This window comes from Wolbachia endosymbiont (group A) of Dendrolimus pini (assembly GCF_964026835.1).
In the GTDB taxonomy this organism is placed as follows: Bacteria; Pseudomonadota; Alphaproteobacteria; order Rickettsiales; family Anaplasmataceae; genus Wolbachia; species Wolbachia pipientis.
On the sequence record NZ_OZ034702.1, the window covers coordinates 154,501 to 175,171 of the forward strand.

General features: G+C 34.9%; 18 protein-coding genes and 2 pseudogenes. 9 read left to right on the top strand and 11 right to left on the bottom strand.

Translation table 11 applies throughout. The features are described from left to right. Nucleotides 1-103: 103 nt before the first annotated feature. The 3 genes from AAGD66_RS00710 to AAGD66_RS00720 all read right to left on the bottom strand — a co-directional run bounded on the left by AAGD66_RS00710 (nucleotide 104) and on the right by AAGD66_RS00720 (nucleotide 3,210). Nucleotides 104-460 carry a holo-[acyl-carrier-protein] synthase gene (locus AAGD66_RS00710; protein ID WP_151807997.1) on the bottom strand — a complete coding sequence of 119 codons (357 nt, stop codon included), beginning with the start codon at nucleotides 458-460 and terminating at the stop codon, nucleotides 104-106. Continuing rightward, nucleotides 457-1,725, bottom strand: a complete 1,269-nt coding sequence (gene proS, locus AAGD66_RS00715; protein WP_265024456.1) for a proline--tRNA ligase — start codon at nucleotides 1,723-1,725, stop codon at nucleotides 457-459. Before proS ends, AAGD66_RS00710 begins: the two co-directional genes overlap by 4 nt. A 159-nt stretch (nucleotides 1,726-1,884) precedes the next feature. Beyond that, on the bottom strand, nucleotides 1,885-3,210 hold the full coding sequence (locus tag AAGD66_RS00720) for an IS4 family transposase (protein ID WP_264339118.1): 1,326 nt from the start codon (nucleotides 3,208-3,210) through the stop codon (nucleotides 1,885-1,887). 92 nt (nucleotides 3,211-3,302) lie between these two features. Between AAGD66_RS00720 and AAGD66_RS00725 the strand changes: the two are divergent. The 4 genes and pseudogenes from AAGD66_RS00725 to AAGD66_RS00740 all read left to right on the top strand — a co-directional run bounded on the left by AAGD66_RS00725 (nucleotide 3,303) and on the right by AAGD66_RS00740 (nucleotide 6,615). Further along, nucleotides 3,303-4,029 (top strand): annotated as a pseudogene (locus AAGD66_RS00725) (IS5 family transposase). 19 nt (nucleotides 4,030-4,048) lie between these two features. After that, nucleotides 4,049-4,884 (top strand): annotated as a pseudogene (locus tag AAGD66_RS00730) (transposase); the annotation flags it as partial. A gap of 440 nt (nucleotides 4,885-5,324) precedes the next feature. Next, complete coding sequence (locus tag AAGD66_RS00735) at nucleotides 5,325-5,852, top strand: c-type cytochrome (protein ID WP_010082469.1); 528 nt, start codon at nucleotides 5,325-5,327, stop codon at nucleotides 5,850-5,852. Nucleotide 5,853: 1 nt separating this feature from the next. Further along, nucleotides 5,854-6,615 (top strand): alpha/beta hydrolase, encoded by a 762-nt coding sequence (locus AAGD66_RS00740; protein WP_012673268.1) that lies wholly within the window; start codon nucleotides 5,854-5,856, stop codon nucleotides 6,613-6,615. A gap of 175 nt (nucleotides 6,616-6,790) precedes the next feature. On the opposite strand, the gene trpS is transcribed toward AAGD66_RS00740, so the two are convergent. The 5 genes from trpS to AAGD66_RS00765 form a co-directional block, all read right to left on the bottom strand. Next, nucleotides 6,791-7,789 carry a tryptophan--tRNA ligase gene (gene trpS, locus AAGD66_RS00745; protein ID WP_341814476.1) on the bottom strand — a complete coding sequence of 333 codons (999 nt, stop codon included), beginning with the start codon at nucleotides 7,787-7,789 and terminating at the stop codon, nucleotides 6,791-6,793. Between the two features lie 17 nt (nucleotides 7,790-7,806). Then, a complete protein-coding gene (locus AAGD66_RS00750) occupies nucleotides 7,807-8,376 on the bottom strand; it encodes a nucleotide exchange factor GrpE (protein ID WP_155969407.1) in 570 nt (189 codons plus the stop codon). A 61-nt stretch (nucleotides 8,377-8,437) separates the two neighbouring features. After that, on the bottom strand, nucleotides 8,438-9,424 hold the full coding sequence (locus AAGD66_RS00755) for a polyprenyl synthetase family protein (RefSeq protein ID WP_010962840.1): 987 nt from the start codon (nucleotides 9,422-9,424) through the stop codon (nucleotides 8,438-8,440). A 10-nt stretch (nucleotides 9,425-9,434) separates the two neighbouring features. Next, entirely contained in the window at nucleotides 9,435-9,755 is a 321-nt protein-coding gene (gene rpsP, locus AAGD66_RS00760; RefSeq protein WP_006279266.1) for a 30S ribosomal protein S16, read from the bottom strand. Nucleotides 9,756-10,156: 401 nt separating this feature from the next. Continuing rightward, on the bottom strand, nucleotides 10,157-11,965 hold the full coding sequence (locus tag AAGD66_RS00765; protein ID WP_264339500.1) for a peptidylprolyl isomerase: 1,809 nt from the start codon (nucleotides 11,963-11,965) through the stop codon (nucleotides 10,157-10,159). Nucleotides 11,966-12,288: 323 nt separating this feature from the next. Here AAGD66_RS00765 and AAGD66_RS00770 point away from each other — a divergent pair, with 323 nt between their 5' ends. Beyond that, entirely contained in the window at nucleotides 12,289-12,891 is a 603-nt protein-coding gene (locus AAGD66_RS00770; RefSeq protein ID WP_010082495.1) for a cell cycle transcriptional regulator TrcR, read from the top strand. A gap of 199 nt (nucleotides 12,892-13,090) precedes the next feature. Further along, nucleotides 13,091-14,494: a transcription termination factor Rho gene (rho, locus tag AAGD66_RS00775; protein ID WP_265024454.1), complete on the top strand. Its 1,404-nt coding sequence runs from the start codon at nucleotides 13,091-13,093 to the stop codon at nucleotides 14,492-14,494. A 166-nt stretch (nucleotides 14,495-14,660) separates the two neighbouring features. Here the strand turns inward: rho and AAGD66_RS00780 are convergent, their stop codons facing one another. Next, the gene (locus AAGD66_RS00780; protein WP_006279800.1) at nucleotides 14,661-15,137 is read right to left on the bottom strand and encodes an RDD family protein; all 477 of its coding nucleotides are present in this window, start codon (nucleotides 15,135-15,137) and stop codon (nucleotides 14,661-14,663) included. Between the two features lie 22 nt (nucleotides 15,138-15,159). Continuing rightward, entirely contained in the window at nucleotides 15,160-15,696 is a 537-nt protein-coding gene (locus tag AAGD66_RS00785; protein WP_006279799.1) for an RDD family protein, read from the bottom strand. Between the two features lie 145 nt (nucleotides 15,697-15,841). Between AAGD66_RS00785 and icd the strand changes: the two genes are divergently transcribed. Then, on the top strand, nucleotides 15,842-17,278 hold the full coding sequence (gene icd, locus AAGD66_RS00790) for an isocitrate dehydrogenase (RefSeq protein WP_141456998.1): 1,437 nt from the start codon (nucleotides 15,842-15,844) through the stop codon (nucleotides 17,276-17,278). A gap of 27 nt (nucleotides 17,279-17,305) precedes the next feature. After that, nucleotides 17,306-17,944: an endonuclease III gene (nth, locus tag AAGD66_RS00795; protein ID WP_265024682.1), complete on the top strand. Its 639-nt coding sequence runs from the start codon at nucleotides 17,306-17,308 to the stop codon at nucleotides 17,942-17,944. A gap of 117 nt (nucleotides 17,945-18,061) precedes the next feature. Here the strand turns inward: nth and dapE are convergent, their stop codons facing one another. Then, the gene (gene dapE, locus AAGD66_RS00800) at nucleotides 18,062-19,258 is read right to left on the bottom strand and encodes a succinyl-diaminopimelate desuccinylase (protein WP_264724001.1); all 1,197 of its coding nucleotides are present in this window, start codon (nucleotides 19,256-19,258) and stop codon (nucleotides 18,062-18,064) included. 42 nt (nucleotides 19,259-19,300) lie between these two features. Between dapE and AAGD66_RS00805 the strand changes: the two genes are divergently transcribed. After that, on the top strand, nucleotides 19,301-20,581 hold the full coding sequence (locus AAGD66_RS00805) for an iron-containing alcohol dehydrogenase (protein ID WP_006279794.1): 1,281 nt from the start codon (nucleotides 19,301-19,303) through the stop codon (nucleotides 20,579-20,581). Nucleotides 20,582-20,671: the final 90 nt, after the last annotated feature.

The window sequence follows — 20,671 nt, forward strand, 5'->3', positions numbered from 1 at the left end:
AGATTCCGCTAACTAGTAGCGGAATGACGGTTTTTCAAATTGTCGTAAGTCAGTTTAGCTATATAGATAGCACAAAGTCAACTGCATAAATTGAAAATATCTGCTAGACGCAAATTACAACAAATGCAGTAGCGTAATCTCCATCGTCACTTAAAGAAAGATGAATTTTGGAGATAAAATCCTTGCTAACGGTAAGATATGGCTTGCCTCTTACATCATTGTATATTTCTATATCTTTCATTGTAATACCCTGACCACTACCTCGTGCTTTAACAAAAGCTTCTTTTGCTGCAAAGCGTTTAGCAAAATACCTTGCTCGCATTTCTTGACTATTATACTTTCTACTTAGCTCTATTTCCTTTTCAGTGTAGATTCTATTGAGAAATTTTTCCCCGTATTTTTGTAATATTCTCAATATTCTTGGTATATATACTATGTCAGTGCCGATACCGTGTATCATTTTGCGCTAAAGTGATTTATTGCTTCCTCAATCTGCATTTCCTTTACCTCTCCAGTTGCTCTATTTTTTACTTCAACTATATTTTCACTTACTGCTTTCTTTCCGACAATTATTTGCCACGGCAAGCCTATCAGATCCATTCTAGAAAATTTTACTCCTACACTCCCTTCCGTATCATCGTAAAGCACTTCATCGCTTTTCAAAGCTTTGTATATTTTATCTGCAGCCTCCGTTACTTTCGTTTGTAAATTGATTAAACCAATTCTGAAAGGAGCCACCGATTCTGGCCAGATAATTCCTTTATCATCATGAAAAGCTTCTATTATTGCACCAACAAGCCTTGAAACCCCAATGCCATACGAACCCATATGTATATTGACATTTTTTCCATCTTGAGAAGTAACACTTGCCTTCATAGGCTTTGAATATTTGTCGCCAAAATAAAAAATATGCCCTATTTCAATACCTTTACTAACATTTAACTGCTCTTGTGATATAGGGCAAGTCTCAGGATCATGCATATCATCTGCAACTGCGTATATACTCTTCAAACTTTCAACACCTTCGCTTTCTAGCAACTCAGAAAATTTGTTGTCGTAATATAAAGTGCTTTCACCAGTGTTTGCCAATATATGAAACTCGTGGCTCAAATTTCCTCCAATTGGCCCCGTATCAGCTCGAACTCCAATTGGGGTAAGTCCCATGCGTTTGAAGATTTTTATGTAAGTCTTGTACATCAAATTGTATGAATTCTGTGCACTTTCGTAATCCACATCAAAACTATATGCATCCTTCATCAAAAATTCCCTACCCCTCATAACGCCATAACGTGGTCTTACCTCATCACGAAATTTCCATTGAATTTGGTATAAACAAAGTGGCAAATCTTTGTAACTTTTTACCACATTTCTAATTAGATCAGTTGCTACCTCCTCGTGCGTTGGACCAAAAAGCATATCTTCCTCATGCCTATCCTTTATACGCAACATTTCCTTACCGTAATCATCGTAACGCCCTGATTCTCGCCAAAGATTTGCCGGTTGTACACAAGGCATCAACACTTCAATAGCACCAGATTTATCCATTTCATCTCTGATGATGTCTTCAATATTTTTAAGCACGCGCAGACCAAGTGGTAACCACGTATAGATGCCAGATGCTATCTGCTTTATTAAACCTGCACGTAAAGAATATTGATGGGAGATAATTTTAGCATGAGCAGGCTTTTCCTTTAGAGTTGGTAAGTAATACTTGGATAAACGCATATAATAGATCTGATTGTATTAAGTAATCTTAATACAATCAGACTTGTAGGCAAACTTATTTTGAAAAAGAAGGGAAGTGCGTGGTGCTTTCCTTAACGTATCGTAACACCGATTCCCTCTTAAATTTAGTAGCCGCTCTACCAAACCATACGCGTCAAGTTAAGAGATTGTGAGCAAATTTAGAGAGGTTAAAGTGGATACTCTAGCCCTTCTACGTTTGTCTTTTAATGAAAATCGCGACCAAGTTATAGTGAGTTTTTTAAGAAATGCTTTTAAACTATTAATTTTGGTTAATACTAAAAATAACTCTCTAACCCGCCTTTTTAGCTCAATAAATGCCTTTGTTAAGCTAAGTTCTGTATTCTTTTTCACTTCTGTGCAACCAACTATGCCGTGAAATATAAGAATTGCGCACAATTTAGCATATAGTTCACATAATACTCTGCATGGCTTTCCTTTTAGCTTATCAAGCCTGATATGGCTTTTATACAATTTAAATAATAACTCAATTTGCCACCTTACTCTGTAAATCGTTAATACTTGCTCAGCACTAATTTTATTTTCTGGAACATTAGTTATAAATATTGACCAGTTCAACAATTTTTGATTTCTTTTAGAGGATGTATATCCCTGCGATCTTGCTAATCTATTAGCTTTCCTTCTTCTGGCCATAGACTGTTCTTCAGTTAGTTTCTGACATATAATTCTTACTCTAATTTTTGCTTCTTTTCCTAACAATACCTCGTTTTCTAAAAATAACTTATCCTCTAAACATTCTAATAACTCCATTTTTTGATTTGTTTCTACATCATATATGTTGGTATCGGATTTATAACGACTTATGAAATAAGCTCCTATTTCATTGATTTGTTTAAAAGAACTTGGCACAAAATAACCGAGATCAGATATTAGCAAATCATTGCTTAATATATTACTTAAATGTTTCCTATATCCCTGGTCTGATCTTACCCCCTCCGTTAAATTAAGTTGGTCTATTATCTGATTCATGTAGTCGAAAACTAATTGTAACTTTATTCCAGACTTAGTATTGCTTTCATAGCCACTGTAGCTAGTACCATAACCTTTATACATCTCTTCCATACTGTTAGGTAGAGTAATATAGCTACTGTCCAATAATTTAACACTATTAAATTGCTGTAAGATTTTGCAATCAACTTGCAAGATATTTTTAAAGAGAATCACAGATTCATTATACATCCTTTTCATAAATTCCACTGCTTCTTCAGTAAATCTAAAATCCAAACCTTGTTTTGTTATATCTATCGAGTCCTCGTTTAGTAATTGACACATTGTTTCTACGCTACAATTATCAACTCCTATATTACCCAAGACCATGGCTTTTACGAATGATGAACCTTTTAGCTTTCTCTTTCTTTTTATAAACCTTGTTGTAATTGAGATTTTCTCTGCTTTTTCATTAAAAAATTCTTTGAGCTTTTTTGATAAGCAAGTTATTTTATTCATTGGTTCTCTCACTAAAAGTATATCTGGGAGAACTTATACCTTATTATTCTATCTCTTTCATACCTTTATTTCCTTAACTTGACGCGTATGGAATAAAAAACAGTCTGCCAGGTAAGGAAGGAGATAGAGGAAGAAGCGCAAAAGATAACAGGAGATTCGTAGCTGCAATAATGTGGATAGGTAGAACAGGAGCAACATGGAGAGCATTGCCGGCTGAGTATGGAAAATGGTCAAGTGTACATAAACGTTTTATAAGGTGGGCAAAATCTGGTGTTTGGCAGATGATTTTCAACACATTAGCTGTTAATGGAGACACAGAGTGGCTCATGATAGACTCAACAATAATCAGGGCACATCAACATGCTGCTGGTGCAAGAAAAAAATGTGGAAACTGGTAGACAAGAACAAGAGCTGGGACGGTGCAAAGGAGGATTTTCAAGCAAATTACACGCTGCTTGTGATGCTTTGGGCAACCCACTGAGATTCTTTGTTACTGCAGGGCAAAGATCGGATTACGTAAAAGCTTTAGACCTGATAGAAGGCAAGAACATGGAGGCACTTATTGCCGATAAAGGGTATGACGCAAATTATATGATTGAGGCTGCAGAAGCTGTAAATGCTGAGCCAGTAATCCCACCGCGTTCCAACAGAAAAACACCAAGAGAATATGACAAAGAATTGTATAAAGAGAGAAACTTAATCGAAAGGATGTTCAACAAAATCAAGCACTTCCGCAGAGTTGCTACACGCTACGACAAATTGGCCATAGCTTTTCTGTCTTTTGTTCACATTGCTGGCATTTATCTTTGGTTAAAATAAATGTCGACACTGCCTAGGTGATTATGCAAGTGCAACCTTTGCGGTTTGTTAAGATGTGCTAAATAATGTTGCCATAAGGTCAGTGTTAGATAGAGGTAACACTCATGAAATTAACTTAGCAGATGAAATGCTTAAAGTTGTAAATACTAATGACTTACTGATTTGTATATTTATCTTATAAATTTCTTTCTAGCCTTACAAAAAGAAAAATTGCTTATGTCATTCGATGTCCCAGATCATCTTTTAATGAAGTGAATGCTATGTTTGAAGAAAAAAGCCCATCTAGTGTTGAGGTTACCATATGTGCTCAGCGTAAGATAAAACAAGAAAATAGTGGAATAACGCTTCAAAGTGGTACTGCCATCTGGTGAAATTGAAGTGTTAGCTACATCATTAATGGATGAACAAAAGTTTCAAACTGGAGGATTTAAGGAGTTATATTTTTTACGCTGGGGAGTTGAGACATTTTTTGCAAAACTCAAAGGAAGACTAAGTCTAGAAAATTTTACAGGAAAAAGTGTTGAGTCTGTTAAACAGGATTTTTGGTCAGCTATCATTATTAGCAACCTAGAAAGTGTTATGACAGAAGATGTAGAAGAAGCGTTGAATATGGACTTAACCGATGATAAGCTTAAGAGGAGCATTAACAAATCTGTCTCATTTAACGCGATCAAAAACTTGGCTTTCGACATTTTTGCTACGGAATCAGATACTGACTGCATTATGGATCAATTATCAAAGCTATTTTTGATGAACACTTTGGCGGTAAGAAAGGGAAGGAAAGTTGATCGTCATAAGGTACCTTATCTTCGTTCGTTCAATTACCAAAAAAGGGTTAGAAAACACATATTTTGACTAGAGGTAGTATTCATATCTTCTGATAATAACTGGGTAGCTTATTGCCATAGCTCCTGTAAAATGACTTCTAAACAAACTGTTTCTTAAGTAATTTACACTTCAGAGTTTATCTGCTTTAAAGTTTACTCTATTCTGTTTCAGCATTTGTCATAAATCCTTAATTATTTCTGACTTTTTAGTTCAGTTTTTAACCATTCTTTCCTTAACTTAATGGCAGTGAACCTCGTCATCCCGCTACTTGTTAGCGGGATCTCTTGTTAGCGGCTGAGATACCGCGAATGAATCGCGGTATGACGGTTCGCGGCGGTATGGACGTAGGAAAACCTTTCTTGGGTCAGCTATAGAGACTCTCATCTTTAGCGAGCTTCAAGGTAATTGGTTGCTATTTGCGAAAATATTCGCATAATTTAAGTAACATTACTTAATAAAAATTAACTATGGAGCTTAATAAGATTGCAGCATCGATTTTACTTTCTGGGCTAATCATTATGATAGTTAGTAATGTAGTTGATATGCTTTACAGTCCAGAAGAATATAAGATTGAACACCAAACGATAGTAGCTGCTGGCAGCAATGAGTTCCAGCAAAAAATCGAGCAAGTGGCGCTTGATATTGGAGCGCTCATGCAGAATGCTAGCTTTGAGAAAGGTAAATCAGCAGCAAAAAAATGTATAGCCTGCCATAGTTTTGAGAAAGGTGGAATGAATAAAGTAGGACCAAACTTATGGAACATAGTTGGAAATAAAAAGGCCCATCTTGGTAACTCATTCAATTACTCAAAAGCAGTGCTTGAAAGAGGTGGAAAATGGGGGTATGAGGAGCTATTTGCCTTTTTAAAGAACCCAAAAGCCTATATAAAAGGTACACGTATGGCATTTGCAGGTATTTCCAATCCACAAGAAATTGCAGATCTAGTTAGTTATTTGCATCAATTGAGTGATAGCCCGGTTGCTTTGCCAAAGTAGTATGGATTATTGTAAATTGTTTGATGGAAATAATGGTCACATAGCATATCGAAAGCTACAAGGAAAGAAAGCTTCTGTAGTTTTTTTCGGTGGATTTGCATCCAATATGGATGGAACTAAAGCAACTGCTATTTACAAATTTTGCCAAGAAAATGACGTAGCACTTGTGCTATTTGATTATTTTGGTCACGGTCATTCAAGTGGTAATTTTATTGATTACACGATAAGTGATTGGCAAAAAAATTGTGCTAAAGTAATGAGTGAATTAACTAGCGATAAACAAATAATTATAGGTTCAAGTATGGGAGGATGGCTGATGTTGCTCACTGCCCTTCAATTTCCAGAAAAAATTGCAGCACTAATTGGTATATCGTCTGCTCCCGATTTTACTGAAGATTTGATATTCAAGCAATTGTCAGGCAAGCAAAAAGAAGAACTAGATTCTAAAGGTGTAATAGATTTTACTTCAGAGCATTGTACATACAAAATAACTAAAAATTTGATCGAAGATGGCAGAAAGAACCTTCTTTTAAACAAAAAGACAATAGATATAAACTGTCCTGTGCGCTTGCTGCATAGCATTAATGATAAAGATGTTCCTTATCAAACTTCATTGAATTTAGCTGAAAAAATTAAGTCAACCGATGTTGAAGTACACTTAATAAAATCAGCAGAGCACAATATGTCTGACAATCATTCACTGGAAGTTTTATTTAAGACCATTAGAGAATTTTGTAACCAGACTGCATTCTGTGATTTTTAGCAAAACACGATTTTTCATTTGAGCTTTCTTCAACTTAAAATAAATACAGAAAATTGCTGCCTATAGCTAAACTGACTTAGATTTACCGACAATTTGAAAAACCGTCATCCCGCTACGTGTTAGCGGCTGAGATACCGCGGCGGTATGACGGTTCGCACCATCACACTTTGGAACCTTACAGATATTGAGCAAATCCAATAATATCCTTGATTTCTTTTATATTATGGGTTGCAATTTCTGCTGCTTTCTTTGTGCCTTTTTTTAATATTTCATGTAAATGGAATTGGTCTTTTAAAAGATCATTCATTTTCTCACGTATGGGTGATATAACACTGATAATTAAATCAGCTAACTCTTTTTTGAAGTGCTTCATGTCATGTTTGTTCACTTCTTCACATACTTTTTCTGCATTTACATTACTAAGCACTGAATAAATGTTTATCAAATTGCTTATTTCTGGTCGGCACTTTAAAGTAGCAAAGCCTAGAATTGAATCTGTTTTTGCTTTTTCTATTTTTTTGACAATTAAGTCATCCGTATCATCAAGGTTAATGCACGAATGTTCTGAAGGATCAGATTTACTCATCTTGCTTGTGCCATCCCTTAAGCTCATTATCCTTGATGTGCAATCCAAAGTTAAGATTTCAGGTACGATGAAATAATCCAGCTTATAATGATTGTTAAAAGCTGATGCAATATCACGTGCAAGCTCCAAATGCTGTTTTTGATCATCACCAACAGGAACGTATTTAGTTTGATACAACAATATATCTGCAGCCATAAGTACTGGATAACTATATAATCCAAGAGAGGCTTTTTGTTTATCGCTGCCAGCTTTATCTTTAAATTGAGTCATGCGATTAAGCCAACCAATTGGTGTATAGCATCCAAGCAGCCAGCCCAGTTCTGCATGACCACTAACTGTGGACTGACTAAAAATAATGGACTTTTCTGTATCTATTCCGCATGCAATATAAGCTGCTGCTGTTTTGAAAATATTACTTTTTAATTCACTTGCGGGAAGCTTATTTGCTGTGATTGCGTGTAGGTCGACAATACAAAAAAGAGATTTGTATTTATCCTGTAAGTCTATCCACTGTTTGATTGTACCAAGATAATTACCTAAATGTAGTACGCCACTTGGCTGGATACCTGAAAAGACAATACTTGTCATTATACATTTACCTCATGCTAATCGCTTCCACAATCAGCAGATTTCTTAGAAAGAATAACCATTGCAGGACGGAGCAACCTATTTTTGATAGTATAACCAGTTTGTAGTACTTCTACAATGGTGCCAGGCTTTTTTTCATTGTCTTCTCTTTCCACAACAGCTTGGTGTAAATTACTATCAAAAAGCTCACCAAGTGGATCTACTTCCTCTATTCCATGTTTTTTTAGATCATTTATAATTTTTTGATAAGCTACTTTAATCCCCTCATGAACAGGATCACCGTCTTTCAAAATTTCCATTACTCTTTTTAAATTGTCGCACGAGTCGATCATATCACGTGCAAGTTTTGTGACTGCGTAGTCACTTGCATCGCTAATTTGCTTTTGCATTATACGTTTGACGTTTTCATTATCTGCAACAGCACGGCGTAAATGATCTTCAAGCTGAGCTGCACGTTCTCTTAATGTATTGAGATCTTCATTTAAATCATCAGTTTGCTTATGGTTATCACTTTGTTGGTCGTCACCTTTCTGCCTACTTACCATATCAGCAAACTTCTTCTTTTTCTCCTTACTGCTATCTGACATATCATTACCCTTAAGAATCTAATAAATATATAACAATTAATCTGAAAATATCAAGCGCCAGCTACATTCGTCTTTCTATGCTCGCATTTAAAAAGTTAATTAAAGTAGTTTTATAAAAAGAATCAGAAAAAGTACTAATATCATTTTGTGCCATATTAATGTAGTGTCTAGCTTTTTCCATAGAAAGCTGAATGGCATTATGGTGATTAATATAGTGTAATGCTTGGTCAAAATTGTGTCTAGCTGAAGAAAAGCATTTTTCCCAGAATTTTTGCTCTGCTGGACTGCCCTTTTCGTATGCTATAATAGCAGGTAAGGTGACTTTACCTTCGAAAAAGTCTTTTCCGACTTGCTTTCCAGAAGTGCCTTGATTAGCAGTATAATCGAGCATATCATCAACTATTTGAAATGCCATACCAAAATTAAAACCAAAATTCTTTAGCCTCTCTGTTTCGTCATTTGTTGCACCAGATACTGTTGATGCAGCTTCACAGCATGCAGAAAATAAAGATGCTGTCTTTTCTCCAATGATATCAAAATAATTTTCCCTGACTGTGTGGGGGTCAAAGCGTGCTGTCATCTGCTTTATTTCACCCTTCACAAGTAAATGCGATGCTTTAGATAAAATAGAGAGAATATTTAAATTTCCACACTCTATAAGCCATCTAAATGCTAGAGTCAACAATAGATCACCAACTAAAATGCTTGATTTATTCCCCCAAATCTTATTCGCTGTTTTAACTCCATGGCGTGCCTCACTTTCATCGAGCACATCATCATGAAGTAAAGTAGCATTGTGTATAAACTCTACCGATGCAGCAACGTTGATCCTATTCTCCCCAGAATAGTTTAGCATTTTACATATAATAAAAACTAGTTTAGGCCTTATTTTTTTTCCACCTGACCTAACAAGATGAGATATAATATCAGTAGCAAGCTTAGCATCTTCATCATTGACATTTTTGAAGACAAAGTCATTCATAGCTGACAAATCAGAAGATACAATATCGTCTAATTTATCGCTGTTTGTTAAATCAGTATTTAGCATTTTAAGAGACTTATGCCTCTTGCCCTTGTGCTTTCTCGTTCTCTACTTTCTTCTTTTCTGTTTTCTTTGGTTCTGTTTCTAAAGTTACTATGCCTTTTTTGATAAACCACAGTACTCTTTCAGTTGCCTGCGCGCCTACACTTAGCCAATGTTTTAATCTATCAGCTTTCACCACAACACGATTTTTATTGTCTTTTGGTAACATTGGATCATATTGTCCTATTTTCTCAATAAAACGCCCATCTCTTGGTGCTCGTGAATCAGCTACAACTATCCTATAAAAAGGGCGTTTCTTTGCGCCAAACCTCGCCAACCTTATTTTAACTGCCATGTTAACCTTTATTCATATATTAGCCACAATTTTATACAATGAGCCGTTTTAAGTCAAATGAATTATACAACTTTTGCACCTTATAATATAATTACCAATAATGTAGGGCAGTGCCGGGCGCACAGCTATACGAACATTCATTTTTGAAGGTAAATTGCACAGCAAATGGTGTCATTCCAGTGCTTGACACTGGAATCCAGCCTTTTTTTAATCATTAAAACGTTGTATTTTAACATAAAACGGCTACTTTTATGCTTACCAACTTAATAAAATTCCTGGATCCCAGTGTCTGGGCACTGGGATGACATCCTTTCTAGTGAAGATTGCTCTCAAATCGCAATGTTCGTACAGTTGTGTGTCTGGGCACTGGATGCGTTTGAAGCAACTTATAAGATTTTTGACTATATATCATCAAGTATAGCGTGATTAACTTCGACTTTATACTTTGATTCCAGATAGCTAATTAATTGCTCTTTTAGCGATATCATCACACGTTTTCCAGTGTCAAGCATGTTTAATTTGCCATTTGATGAATGCATTTCTTTTAGAACACCTATTATAATTTCATTATTGTATTGAATAGGATCTGTCACTGAACCAGTTGTTTTCATATTGAAAATCTCTTCTACAAAAGAAAAGGGGTAGTTTTGTTGATCCACTTTATTGCGGTGCATCTGCTGACCTTTAACTAATTCCACACCTTGAATTTCTTCCAAATCTGTTTTTTCTCTTAGTTGAACTGCAACCTCTTGCCCGAATTTAAACATTCTTTCTTTTATAAACTCACTACGCCAAAGCTCTACCGCTAATGCCCTGCCTTCTTCAAAACTTTGTGATTTAGGTGGAACGATATCGATGATTTTTACACTAACAACAGCGTCCCCAACGCCCTTAAAATAACCTTTCTGATCCTTTTCTCGCGAAAAAATGAAAGAAATCAAATCACCAGAATCTCCTACGTTATTACCGCTTTGATCTTTTCCACTCGCATCTACTGGACCAATAGTTTGTATAGGTAAATTATATTCACTCAATATTTCTTCAATTTCTGAACCATTGTATATCTTATAGTTCACTTGGTTTATGAAATCATTGACTCTTTCAAAAGACTTTTGGTTAGTTAGAACTGACTTTATGTCTTTTTTTAAATCAACTAAGTCTTCATCAGAGATTTGATGCGCACTTTCCACTTTTACTATGTGCCAACCAAAACTGCTTGCTAAAACTTCACTTACTTCACCTACTTTAAGAGCAAATACCTTCTCTCTCACGTCTTCTGGTAAAAAATCCTTAGTTATATTATTTACTCTAGTTTCCTCAAGTTTTGCTTTGCCAAACTCTTCTACTATCTGTTCAAAGCTTGTTTTACCCTCCTCAAATGCTCTTCTTGCTGTCTCAGCTTCTTCTTTGGTAGAAAATATTGCATTGAATATATCTCTTTGATTTTTAAGTTCTTGTTGTTCTATTATACCATCAACTTCTTCATCTGAGATCTTGATTTGATCTTCAAAATACTTTTGGCCTAGGGAAATATATTGCGCAGTTCGATACTCAGGATAATAAAAATGGGATTTATTTCTTTCGTACAAATCAAGTAAGGCTTGATCATCTGGTTCAGGAATGTTTGTAACTGCATCTTCAGTTATTTTAACAATATCAACTACTCTAGTTTGGTAGCGACTTTTGTATATCTGCTCATCAATTTTCTCGCCAAAAGTTACTGGATAATTATCTTTAAATAATGAAGTCATGAACATCATTGCAGGCAGGACTTTCTCTAGCTTTGCTATATACTCTTTCTCTGTCATATGCAGGTCATTTAGCGTTTCATAGAATTTATTTTTGTCAAATTCACCTTTATCATTTTGAAAGTATTTGGTGTTTTTAATATGGTTTTTTATAGATTCTTCTCCAACTGTCAACCCCAGCTCACTAGTTAGGTTAAACAATAGTTTTTGCTCTATAAGTGCGTTAAGCAAATCATATTTCAGCTTTTTTACTTGTTCTCTACTCGCATCAGATCCAGAAATTTGTTTTCCATAATTTTGATATAGCGACTTATACTCATCTGACGTTATAACTTCTTTTCCAACCCTAGCTACCTCTTCTTTTTCATCATCACCTGATAAAAGGTTGCCAACTCCCACAAAGATTAACAAGCAAGCTAAAAGGACAACGGTTATTTTAGTGAAAAAATTTTTAACATTCATTTTAAACTCAGTTAATTAATGGTTAATTATAGAATAGTGATAATTTAATACTTGTAAACCTGTTGCTTTATTAGATAATATATATAATATATTAACTTAAAATTTAACTCTCTAATCTTAAATAGGAACATATGTTTAACTGAGTTATACTATACCTTAGGAAGGGGAAATATTTTGTTTGAAATATGCTTAAAGGTAAGCGCATTTAATTAACTTAAGAGGTGGGAAGTGACAAACAAAAAGTTATTGAATGACAAAATTAATGCTTTTTTAGTTTTAATAGTTTATATTTTAGCTCTGTATAACAGTAAGGGATACTTTAAATGGGAGATGCTTTTTTGATGTCAATGGAATCTTCTAAGGGCAATAACGATAGAAATAAACAGTTTCTAGTGCAAATAGCTGCTTGGTTAGTAGACAACACTGGTTTAACTTTTAATCAAATAGCACAATGTTGCAGATTGGCCCTTGAAGAAGTACAAGACATAGCTGATGAGGAAATAGAAGTAGAAAAATATAACCCTATTATTTCTGGAATAATTACTGAAAAAGAAATCGATGATTGCAAAAAAAATCCAAATCGTGTACCAAATTTGATTATAAAAAATATAAAAAAAAGGAGTAAAGCGATTGGTAGCATTCTTGGCTTTGCCTCTACGGCAAGACGTAGAGATAAACCTGATGCGATTTATTATTTAGTAAAAAAATTTCCTATCTTGGACAATAACGTTATAGCTAAATTAATTAGTACAACAAATTACACAGTTGAGCAGGTAAGAGATGGATCTCATCATAACATGCAAAATATAAAACCCCAAGATCCTGTACTACTCGGCTTATGTAGTCAAGAAAATTTAGAAGCAGAAGTGGAAAAAGCAAAAGTAGAAGAGGAGAAGCAAGAAAGGTTAAAAAAATATAAAGAATAGCTATTGAAAATCCTCAAATTTTTGTGTTTTGTTAACATTAAATTAACTTGACTTGCTAGTGTTTATTAGTATAATGTAAGTAAAGTACGGGGTTTAATGATAATTAAGCTTAATACGCACTGAAACTAACTCAGCCTAATTTATTATCTTATAGTCACATTTTAGGTTAGTAAGCATCAATTAAAATTTTTGGAGGATTATGACAACAATCAATGAAGATGTTTTGGCAAAAGGAAAGGTTACAGCTCAACCTGAAAAAAGTGAGCAAATTTACAATAACGATACAGTAAAACAGATGGTCAATGAAGGTACTGAGAAAAACAGAAAAACATTAGATCTGAGCGAATTAAAAGAGAAAACAGCAGAAGAATTGTTAGAGTTAGCTGAAGAAAGAAAAATTTCAACTAACGGTAAAAGCAATGGTAGAATGCTAAAGCAGGAAATAATATTCAGCTTAATGAAAAAAATGAGTGAAGAAGGAGGCATAACCACAGGGAGTGGAATAGTGGAAATATTGCCTGATGGTTTTGGTTTCTTACGTTCAGCAAGTGCAAATTATGCCCCAAGTACCGATGATGTTTATATTTCTAACGGGCAAATAAAGAAGTTTAATTTACGTACAGGAGATATGGCATATGGAGAAATAAGGCCACCTGGTGATAAAGAGAGATATTTTACTTTAACTAAGGTTCAAAGTATAAACTCTACTGAAGTAAGTGAATTAAGAAAGTACGTCCATTTTGATAATTTGCTTCCTCTTTATCCTGAGGAAAGCATAGTACTTGAGTGTAATAATGGTGATGATAAAAAAGGCTTAAGCATGCGTGCTATAGATATAGTAGCTCCTCTTGGAAAAGGGCAAAGAGCGTTAGTAGTTGCTCCACCTCGCACAGGAAAAACAGTATTGCTTCAGCAAATGGCTAACTCTATAGCTATAAATCACCCTGAAGTAGAATTAATAGTGTTACTTATAGATGAAAGACCTGAAGAAGTAACAGATATGATACGTTCTGTAAAAGGTGAGGTAGTAAGTTCTACATTCGATGAGCCTGCTTACCGTCACGTACAGCTTGCTGAAATAGTAATAGAAAAAGCTAAAAGAATGGTTGAGCATAAAAAAGATGTGGTAATTCTACTTGACAATATTACTAGACTTGCACGTGCTTATAATACGGTTATTCCTTCGTCTGGGAAAGTTCTAACTGGTGGTGTAGATTCAAACGCACTGCAGAGACCAAAACGCTTTTTTGGAGCAGCTCGTAATATTGAGAATGGGGGTTCTTTAACTATAATCGCCACAGCTCTTATAGAGACTGGTTCAAAAATGGATGAAGTTATTTTTGAAGAGTTTAAAGGTACAGGAAATGCTGAGATCATACTTGATAGAAAACTTTCTGATAAACGTATATTTCCAGCTATTGATATTACAAAATCCGGAACAAGGAAGGAAGAGCTATTAGTTGATAAGGCTATACTAAATAAAATATGGGTGGTGCGTAGGATACTCAATCCTATGGGACCCGTTGAAGCAATGGAATTTTTACGTGACAAACTACTTTTAACAAAGAGCAATGCTGACTTTTTTAACTCCATGAATCACTAAAAGTAAGCCAGTTATGATGGATATGCTGAGCAAAAAGTAAAACGCTCTTATAGCTAAAATAATTTGGATTTACCAAAATATATTTATAGTTAAGTTGGCAATTTACCTTAAGTTAGCGCGTGACACTGGAATGACACCCTTGGTGGCAGACAGCTAAAGGAAAATATCAACTAGGTTTATAATCTATCACTACCGTGTTTGCAATTTTGTCGTGAAAAGCTTGTTTATGTTCATCACCTACTGCACATACTAAAACTAAGATTAGTATAGCTAAGAATAAAATGGGATTACAAAGTGATATGCAATAAATTATAAAAAGAGCTATAGTCCTTTTCATTGCTTGCATTGTAGTGATTGACTCAAATGTATCTTTGTCTTTTACACGCATGCTAAATAACAAGTGTCCTGGAGTGCCGCCAAATTTTACTAGCATGAATATATGAAATATACATGGTATCATTAAAAATAAAGAAAATACAATCGTGGTGATTACAATTATTGCACCCATGATCCCTTGTATTGCGTGTGTAAGTGAGAAACCCACCGCCATTAAACCAAATGGTATTGCGATAAATAAAATACAATCAACTATAAATGCTAGAGTACGTCTTGTCATCGTTGAGTAGTTTACTTTTTTATCCATGTACTACCTATAAAGAAAAATATCAACTAGATTTATAGTCTATCACTACTGTTTTTGCAATTTTATCGTAAAAAGTCTGTTTGCGTTGATCAAATACTGCAAACAAAAATAAAATTAGCACAATTAAAAGATATAGAAAAGTATAACCATGATAATGCAGATGAAGCAAAAAGCGAAAAATAATCCAGATGCTTCCCTTAGAAATACATCTTATTGTTGCTTGCATAAGGGTAACATTTGTAAATGTATTAGCATCTTTAATATGCATACCACACAATAGTTTTCCTGGGGTACCACCAAGTTTTGTTACCATTAATATTTTGGATATTGTTAGTACTAATGTTGCGACCACTGTAGAAACTATAAATGGTATTTCTGTTGCTAGTTGTGCAAGTTCCTGAAAAGAGTCTTTATCTTGATCTTGTAATGATACGATGAATACACCATAGATAAAACCGAAGATAAAATGAGGGGAAAATATGATGAGGTCAAGTATTTCTGCTACAATACGCCTTGTAAATCCTACATAATTTACTTTAACATTTATTTCAGTATTCATAACCCCACCTATATTTCATAATATCATCATATGATATAAAAATACGTTATTAAATAACCGTAAATATACTAACTTGGGTAATATTAGCTACTTGTGCCACTCTATTATTTAAATTAATATTAAATCATTTATAACTAGGGAAGTTATGTCAACACTAATCACAGTTGCATATGGCGACGGTATCGGACCAGAAATCATGGAAGCGGTGCTGTCGATATTGCGCGAAGCAGAAGCGGAAATCTCAATAGATATTATTGAAATAGGGGAGCGTGTTTACAGTAAAGAATGGTCTCACGGAATTTCTCCAAGTGGTTGGGAATCAATTGAAAGGACAAAAATATTATTAAAATCTCCGACAACAACTCCTCAAGGTAAAGGGCACAAAAGCTTAAACGTTGCACTCAGAAAAAATCTAGGGTTGTATGCAAATATCAGACCATGCATTTCATATCATCCTGTTATAGAAAATAAATTCGATAAGTTTGATATCGTAGTGATACGTGAAAATGAAGAGGACGTTTACACCGGAATAGAGCATAGGCTCACTGGTGACTCTTACCAATGCACTAAAATTATTACTAGATCTGGCTCAGAGAAGATATGCAGGTACGCTTTTGAATATGCAAAAAAACACAACAGAAAAAAAGTAACTTGCCTGACTAAAGATAACATCATGAAAATGACTGACGGAACTTTCCATGCCGCGTTTGATCGCATTGCAAAGGAATACCCAGATATAAAGGCAGAACATTATATAGTTGATATTGGAATGGCGCGTGTTGCAACAGAACCGGAGAATTTTGATGTTATAGTAACCGAGAACTTATATGGCGACATATTATCAGATATAGTCGCACAAACCTCTGGATCTGTGGGGCTTGCCGGAAGTAGCAACATCGGGAATGAATACGCAATGTTTGAAGCAGTGCACGGTTCTGCCCCTGATATTGCAGGAAAAAACATAGCCAATCCTTCTGGTCTTTTAAATGCTGCAGTGCATATGCTAATTTACATAGGTCAAGTGGGTACTGCAAAACTAATCTACGATGCATGGCTCAAGACTTTGGAGGATGGAATACACACTGCCGATTTATATAAGGAGAAAAGAAGTAAACAGAAAGTTGGTACCAAAGAATTTGCAGAAGCTGTTATAGATAATTTAGGAAAGAAACCTGCTGAGCTTATAATTGGCAGTGGTTCGGATAGTAAAATAAATTTGGATAGTAAAATAAATAAAGTACAAGACAATTACGAACAAGATTACAAAGTTAAAAAGCTAGTGGGTAGTGATATAACTCTCGCTTGGGACAAATCCAGTAATGTTGATCAAATAGTAGGATTATTTGAATCAAGTAATCTGCAAATGATAGCAATATACTCAAAAGGACTTGCGATTTGGCCAGGAAACTCAAAACCTTCAAGTGACCAAATAACCTGTAGGTTTATCGCAAATAATGAAAAGCAAGCTATTACAAATAGTGATGTAAATAACTTGCTAATCAAACTCGAAGAACACAATTTTGACGTGGTGAGAATGGACAAATTGTATTTGTATGATGGGAAAGAGGGGTTCTTTGTTTAAATATTTAAAAGAGGTGTGGTAAATGAAATGGACTCAAAAAAAGTAGAACTAATATTTGAAAAGTTTCAACAATCAAATCCTGCGCCAAAAATAGAGCTAAATTATACCAATCATTTTACGTTACTGGTTGCGATAGTTTTATCAGCGCGGACAACTGATGTAAGCGTTAATAAAATTACAAGAGAACTATTTAATATCGCTGATACGCCAGAAAAAATGCTGAGCTTTGGGCAGAGTGAGCTGAAAAAATGCATAAGCAGTATTGGTTTATATAATTCCAAAGCAAAAAATATAATCGGGCTTAGTAAAATATTGGTAGAACGATACAACAGCAAAGTACCTACTAATTTTGATGATTTGGTGTCTTTGTCTGGAGTGGGGAGAAAGAGCGCTAATGTGTTCTTAAATTCGGGGCTTGGCATTCCAACATTGGCAGTTGATACTCACGTTTTTAGAGTGAGCAATAGAATTGGGCTTGTGAAAGAAAAAGATGTGTTTAAAACAGAGCAATCTCTTTTAAATGTGGTTCCCAAAAAATACCTGCTTTATGCTCATCATTGGCTAGTTTTGCATGGTAGATATGTTTGCAAAGCACAGAAACCTTCGTGTGAAACGTGCATAATTCATGATTTATGTGAATTTAAGTGCAAAAGGTATAAAGTCTAGTATTTCTTCTTTTGTCATCCAAGTAGCTATAGAAACGAAAAAACTTACTTGACACATTTTGCTGGAATGACACCAGTTGTTATTCAGACAACAGTTATGCAAGAGATCTGATTACATCTAAGCTAACAATGGACCACTAGATATATTACTAACTACGTTGACCTGATTCAATATTTTATTAGTGGGATTGAAATAATTTTCTATAAATTCCTTATATATAGCTGTTAACTTGTGTATATCGTTTACTGATACGCATTCGTTTATCTGATGTGCAGTTTTGTTGATTATACCAAATTCAATCACTGGACAAACATCTTTGATAAACGCAGCGTCAGATGTGCCACCACTTGTGCTCAGCGCAGCATCAATACTGGTAACTTTATTTATTGCATCAAGCATAATATCAGTATTCCTATCGGGAGTAGAGAGGAAAACGTCCCTGCTGCTATGCATAGAAAGCTTATAATCGTTAGTTACACTAGAGCATATTTCATCAATCAGCTTATATAGGCCACCCGGTGTTTGTTCATTGTTATATCGAATGTTAAAACATGTAGTTGCTGAACCAGGTATTAGATTGCTAGTATTATTTCCAACATCGATAGTAGTAACTTCGCAATGTGAAGGCTGAAAATATTTATTACCACGATCAAAAGTAGTATTTTTTACCTTACTCAATATCGATATTACCTTATATATTGGATTGTCTGCTAGGTCTGGGTAGGCAACGTGCCCTTGTTTTCCATGGCAAATTAATTCAAATGTTACAGAACCTCTTCTGCCTATTTTTATGGTATCACCTAATTTCTCACTACTGGTTGGTTCAGCAACCACACAGAAATCCACCTTTTTTTGCTTACTTTTCATCCATTCCAAAACTGCCTTTGTTCCATATTCTTCCGTGCTTTCTTCAGCACTGGTAATCAATGCACTTATCGAACCATTAAATTGAAACTTCTCTGCAATCAAATTTACCATAGCAGCAATAAACGCAGCTACTCCGCTTTTCATATCAGCCGCCCCTCTTCCATATAATATACCATCCCTCACTTCTGGATTAAATGGACCAAATGCCCAATCTTTTAACTGACCCGGTGGTACAACATCAACATGCCCAGCAAAGCACAAATTTGGTACTCCATTTATATATTTCGCATAAAGATTTTTAACTTTATCACCAAACTCTAAAATTTCACAATCAAAGCCGCTCTTCTTGAAGATTGTTGCTATATACTCTATTGCCCCGCTGTCTTCTGGTGTTATACTCTCAAAAGAGATCAATTTCCTAGTTAGCTCTACAGGGTCAATTTTCATGTCAATCTTAAAATACTTATACTGCTATATTGTAAACACTCTATGCACTATTTAAAACAAATATTACATCAAACCGAACAAACTTTTCTAAGGGAAGTAATAACAGATTACTACCTTGCTGATGATATCTATGAAATATGCACACGACACGGAAATGACGTCTTTCTAGTTGCAGATAAAAATACAGCAAAACTTTTAAACAAAAACGTACTTAATAAAATTCCTAACTTAATTATTCCAGCTCCACCTGTCATTCCAGCGCGTGACACTGGAATCCATAAGTTGTTTTCCTGGATCCCAGTGTCAGCTACTTGCATGACACCAAGCAGAGCTGCCTCTCTTGAAACCGTAAATCTAGTTAGAAACAAAGCAAAAGACAGTGACTTAATAGTTGCATTTGGTAGCGGCACTGTTAACGATATCTGCAAATATGCAAGCTACCTCGAGAAAAAAGATTATATATCGTTCCCAACAGCCGCTTCTATGAATGGATATACCTCTGCAAATGCTTCAATATTAGTAAATGGATATAAAAAATCGTTCAAAGCACATCTTCCAAGAGCAGTATATATAGATATAGACATACTTGCCAATGCACCACTGCGTCTCACATTAAGCGGATTTGCAGATTTCATTTGTCGTTCAACAGTTCAGGCTGACTGGCTACTATCTCATTTGTTGCTTGGCACAGAATACAATGAATTACCTTTTACACTTGTTCGCGATTTGGAGCAAATTTTGCTAAGAGAGTATACGGCGCTTACTAAAAGAAGTAGAAAAGTGGTCCTATTACTTATGGAAGTTCTACTAATTTCAGGACTTGGAATGGTAATATCAAAAGGCAGCTATTCTGCAAGCCAAGGAGAGCATATGATAGCTCACGCAATGGAAATGGTAACAAGAGATCATTCCTTACTACATGGCGAAAAAATTGCTGTTACGACGATTACCATGGCTAATTTGCAGGAAAAGATATTATCAATACAAAACCCGATTATCAAACCGACCACTTTAGATGTAAAACATATAACTCAGTGCTTTGATAATATCGAATTTGTAAGAACTTTTGAACAGAAGCAAATTATGCAGCAAAAAATCCAAGAGATTATTTGTAAAGAATGGCATAATATTTCCAGTTTAATTAAGCAAAATTTACTACCTGCAAAACACCTGCAAAAAATATTTGAAGATCTATCAATTCCACACTTACCAGAGCACCTCAGTTGGAATAAAGAACAATATTGTAAAGTGGTCGATCTTGCGTTTACAACAAGAGATAGATTCACCTTTCTTGACTTAGCTAACTGCATAGAAGAAAGTTAAGTTTTGTAGTGAAATTCTGTCATTTAAAGAGATCATAGGCCAAAAGCTAAACCCTTTTCACAATTTCTTATCCATTGTCTCTTCACCTGA

What these genes read in the sequence shown, in the direction of transcription:
- AAGD66_RS00735 (WP_010082469.1), top strand. Translation starts at nt 5,325, where the DNA reads ATGGAGCTTAATAAGATTGCAGCATCGATTTTACTTTCTGGGCTAATC.
- AAGD66_RS00805 (WP_006279794.1), top strand. Translation starts at nt 19,301, where the DNA reads ATGCACTATTTAAAACAAATATTACATCAAACCGAACAAACTTTTCTA.
- AAGD66_RS00720 (WP_264339118.1), bottom strand. Translation starts at nt 3,210, where the DNA reads ATGAATAAAATAACTTGCTTATCAAAAAAGCTCAAAGAATTTTTTAAT.
- proS (WP_265024456.1), bottom strand. Translation starts at nt 1,725, where the DNA reads ATGCGTTTATCCAAGTATTACTTACCAACTCTAAAGGAAAAGCCTGCT.
- rho (WP_265024454.1), top strand. Translation starts at nt 13,091, where the DNA reads ATGACAACAATCAATGAAGATGTTTTGGCAAAAGGAAAGGTTACAGCT.
- AAGD66_RS00780 (WP_006279800.1), bottom strand. Translation starts at nt 15,137, where the DNA reads ATGGATAAAAAAGTAAACTACTCAACGATGACAAGACGTACTCTAGCA.
- AAGD66_RS00740 (WP_012673268.1), top strand. Translation starts at nt 5,854, where the DNA reads ATGGATTATTGTAAATTGTTTGATGGAAATAATGGTCACATAGCATAT.
- AAGD66_RS00770 (WP_010082495.1), top strand. Translation starts at nt 12,289, where the DNA reads ATGGGAGATGCTTTTTTGATGTCAATGGAATCTTCTAAGGGCAATAAC.
- AAGD66_RS00765 (WP_264339500.1), bottom strand. Translation starts at nt 11,965, where the DNA reads ATGAATGTTAAAAATTTTTTCACTAAAATAACCGTTGTCCTTTTAGCT.
- AAGD66_RS00710 (WP_151807997.1), bottom strand. Translation starts at nt 460, where the DNA reads ATGATACACGGTATCGGCACTGACATAGTATATATACCAAGAATATTG.
- dapE (WP_264724001.1), bottom strand. Translation starts at nt 19,258, where the DNA reads ATGAAAATTGACCCTGTAGAGCTAACTAGGAAATTGATCTCTTTTGAG.
- trpS (WP_341814476.1), bottom strand. Translation starts at nt 7,789, where the DNA reads ATGACAAGTATTGTCTTTTCAGGTATCCAGCCAAGTGGCGTACTACAT.
- AAGD66_RS00785 (WP_006279799.1), bottom strand. Translation starts at nt 15,696, where the DNA reads ATGAATACTGAAATAAATGTTAAAGTAAATTATGTAGGATTTACAAGG.
- AAGD66_RS00755 (WP_010962840.1), bottom strand. Translation starts at nt 9,424, where the DNA reads ATGCTAAATACTGATTTAACAAACAGCGATAAATTAGACGATATTGTA.
- AAGD66_RS00750 (WP_155969407.1), bottom strand. Translation starts at nt 8,376, where the DNA reads ATGTCAGATAGCAGTAAGGAGAAAAAGAAGAAGTTTGCTGATATGGTA.
- rpsP (WP_006279266.1), bottom strand. Translation starts at nt 9,755, where the DNA reads ATGGCAGTTAAAATAAGGTTGGCGAGGTTTGGCGCAAAGAAACGCCCT.
- icd (WP_141456998.1), top strand. Translation starts at nt 15,842, where the DNA reads ATGTCAACACTAATCACAGTTGCATATGGCGACGGTATCGGACCAGAA.
- nth (WP_265024682.1), top strand. Translation starts at nt 17,306, where the DNA reads ATGGACTCAAAAAAAGTAGAACTAATATTTGAAAAGTTTCAACAATCA.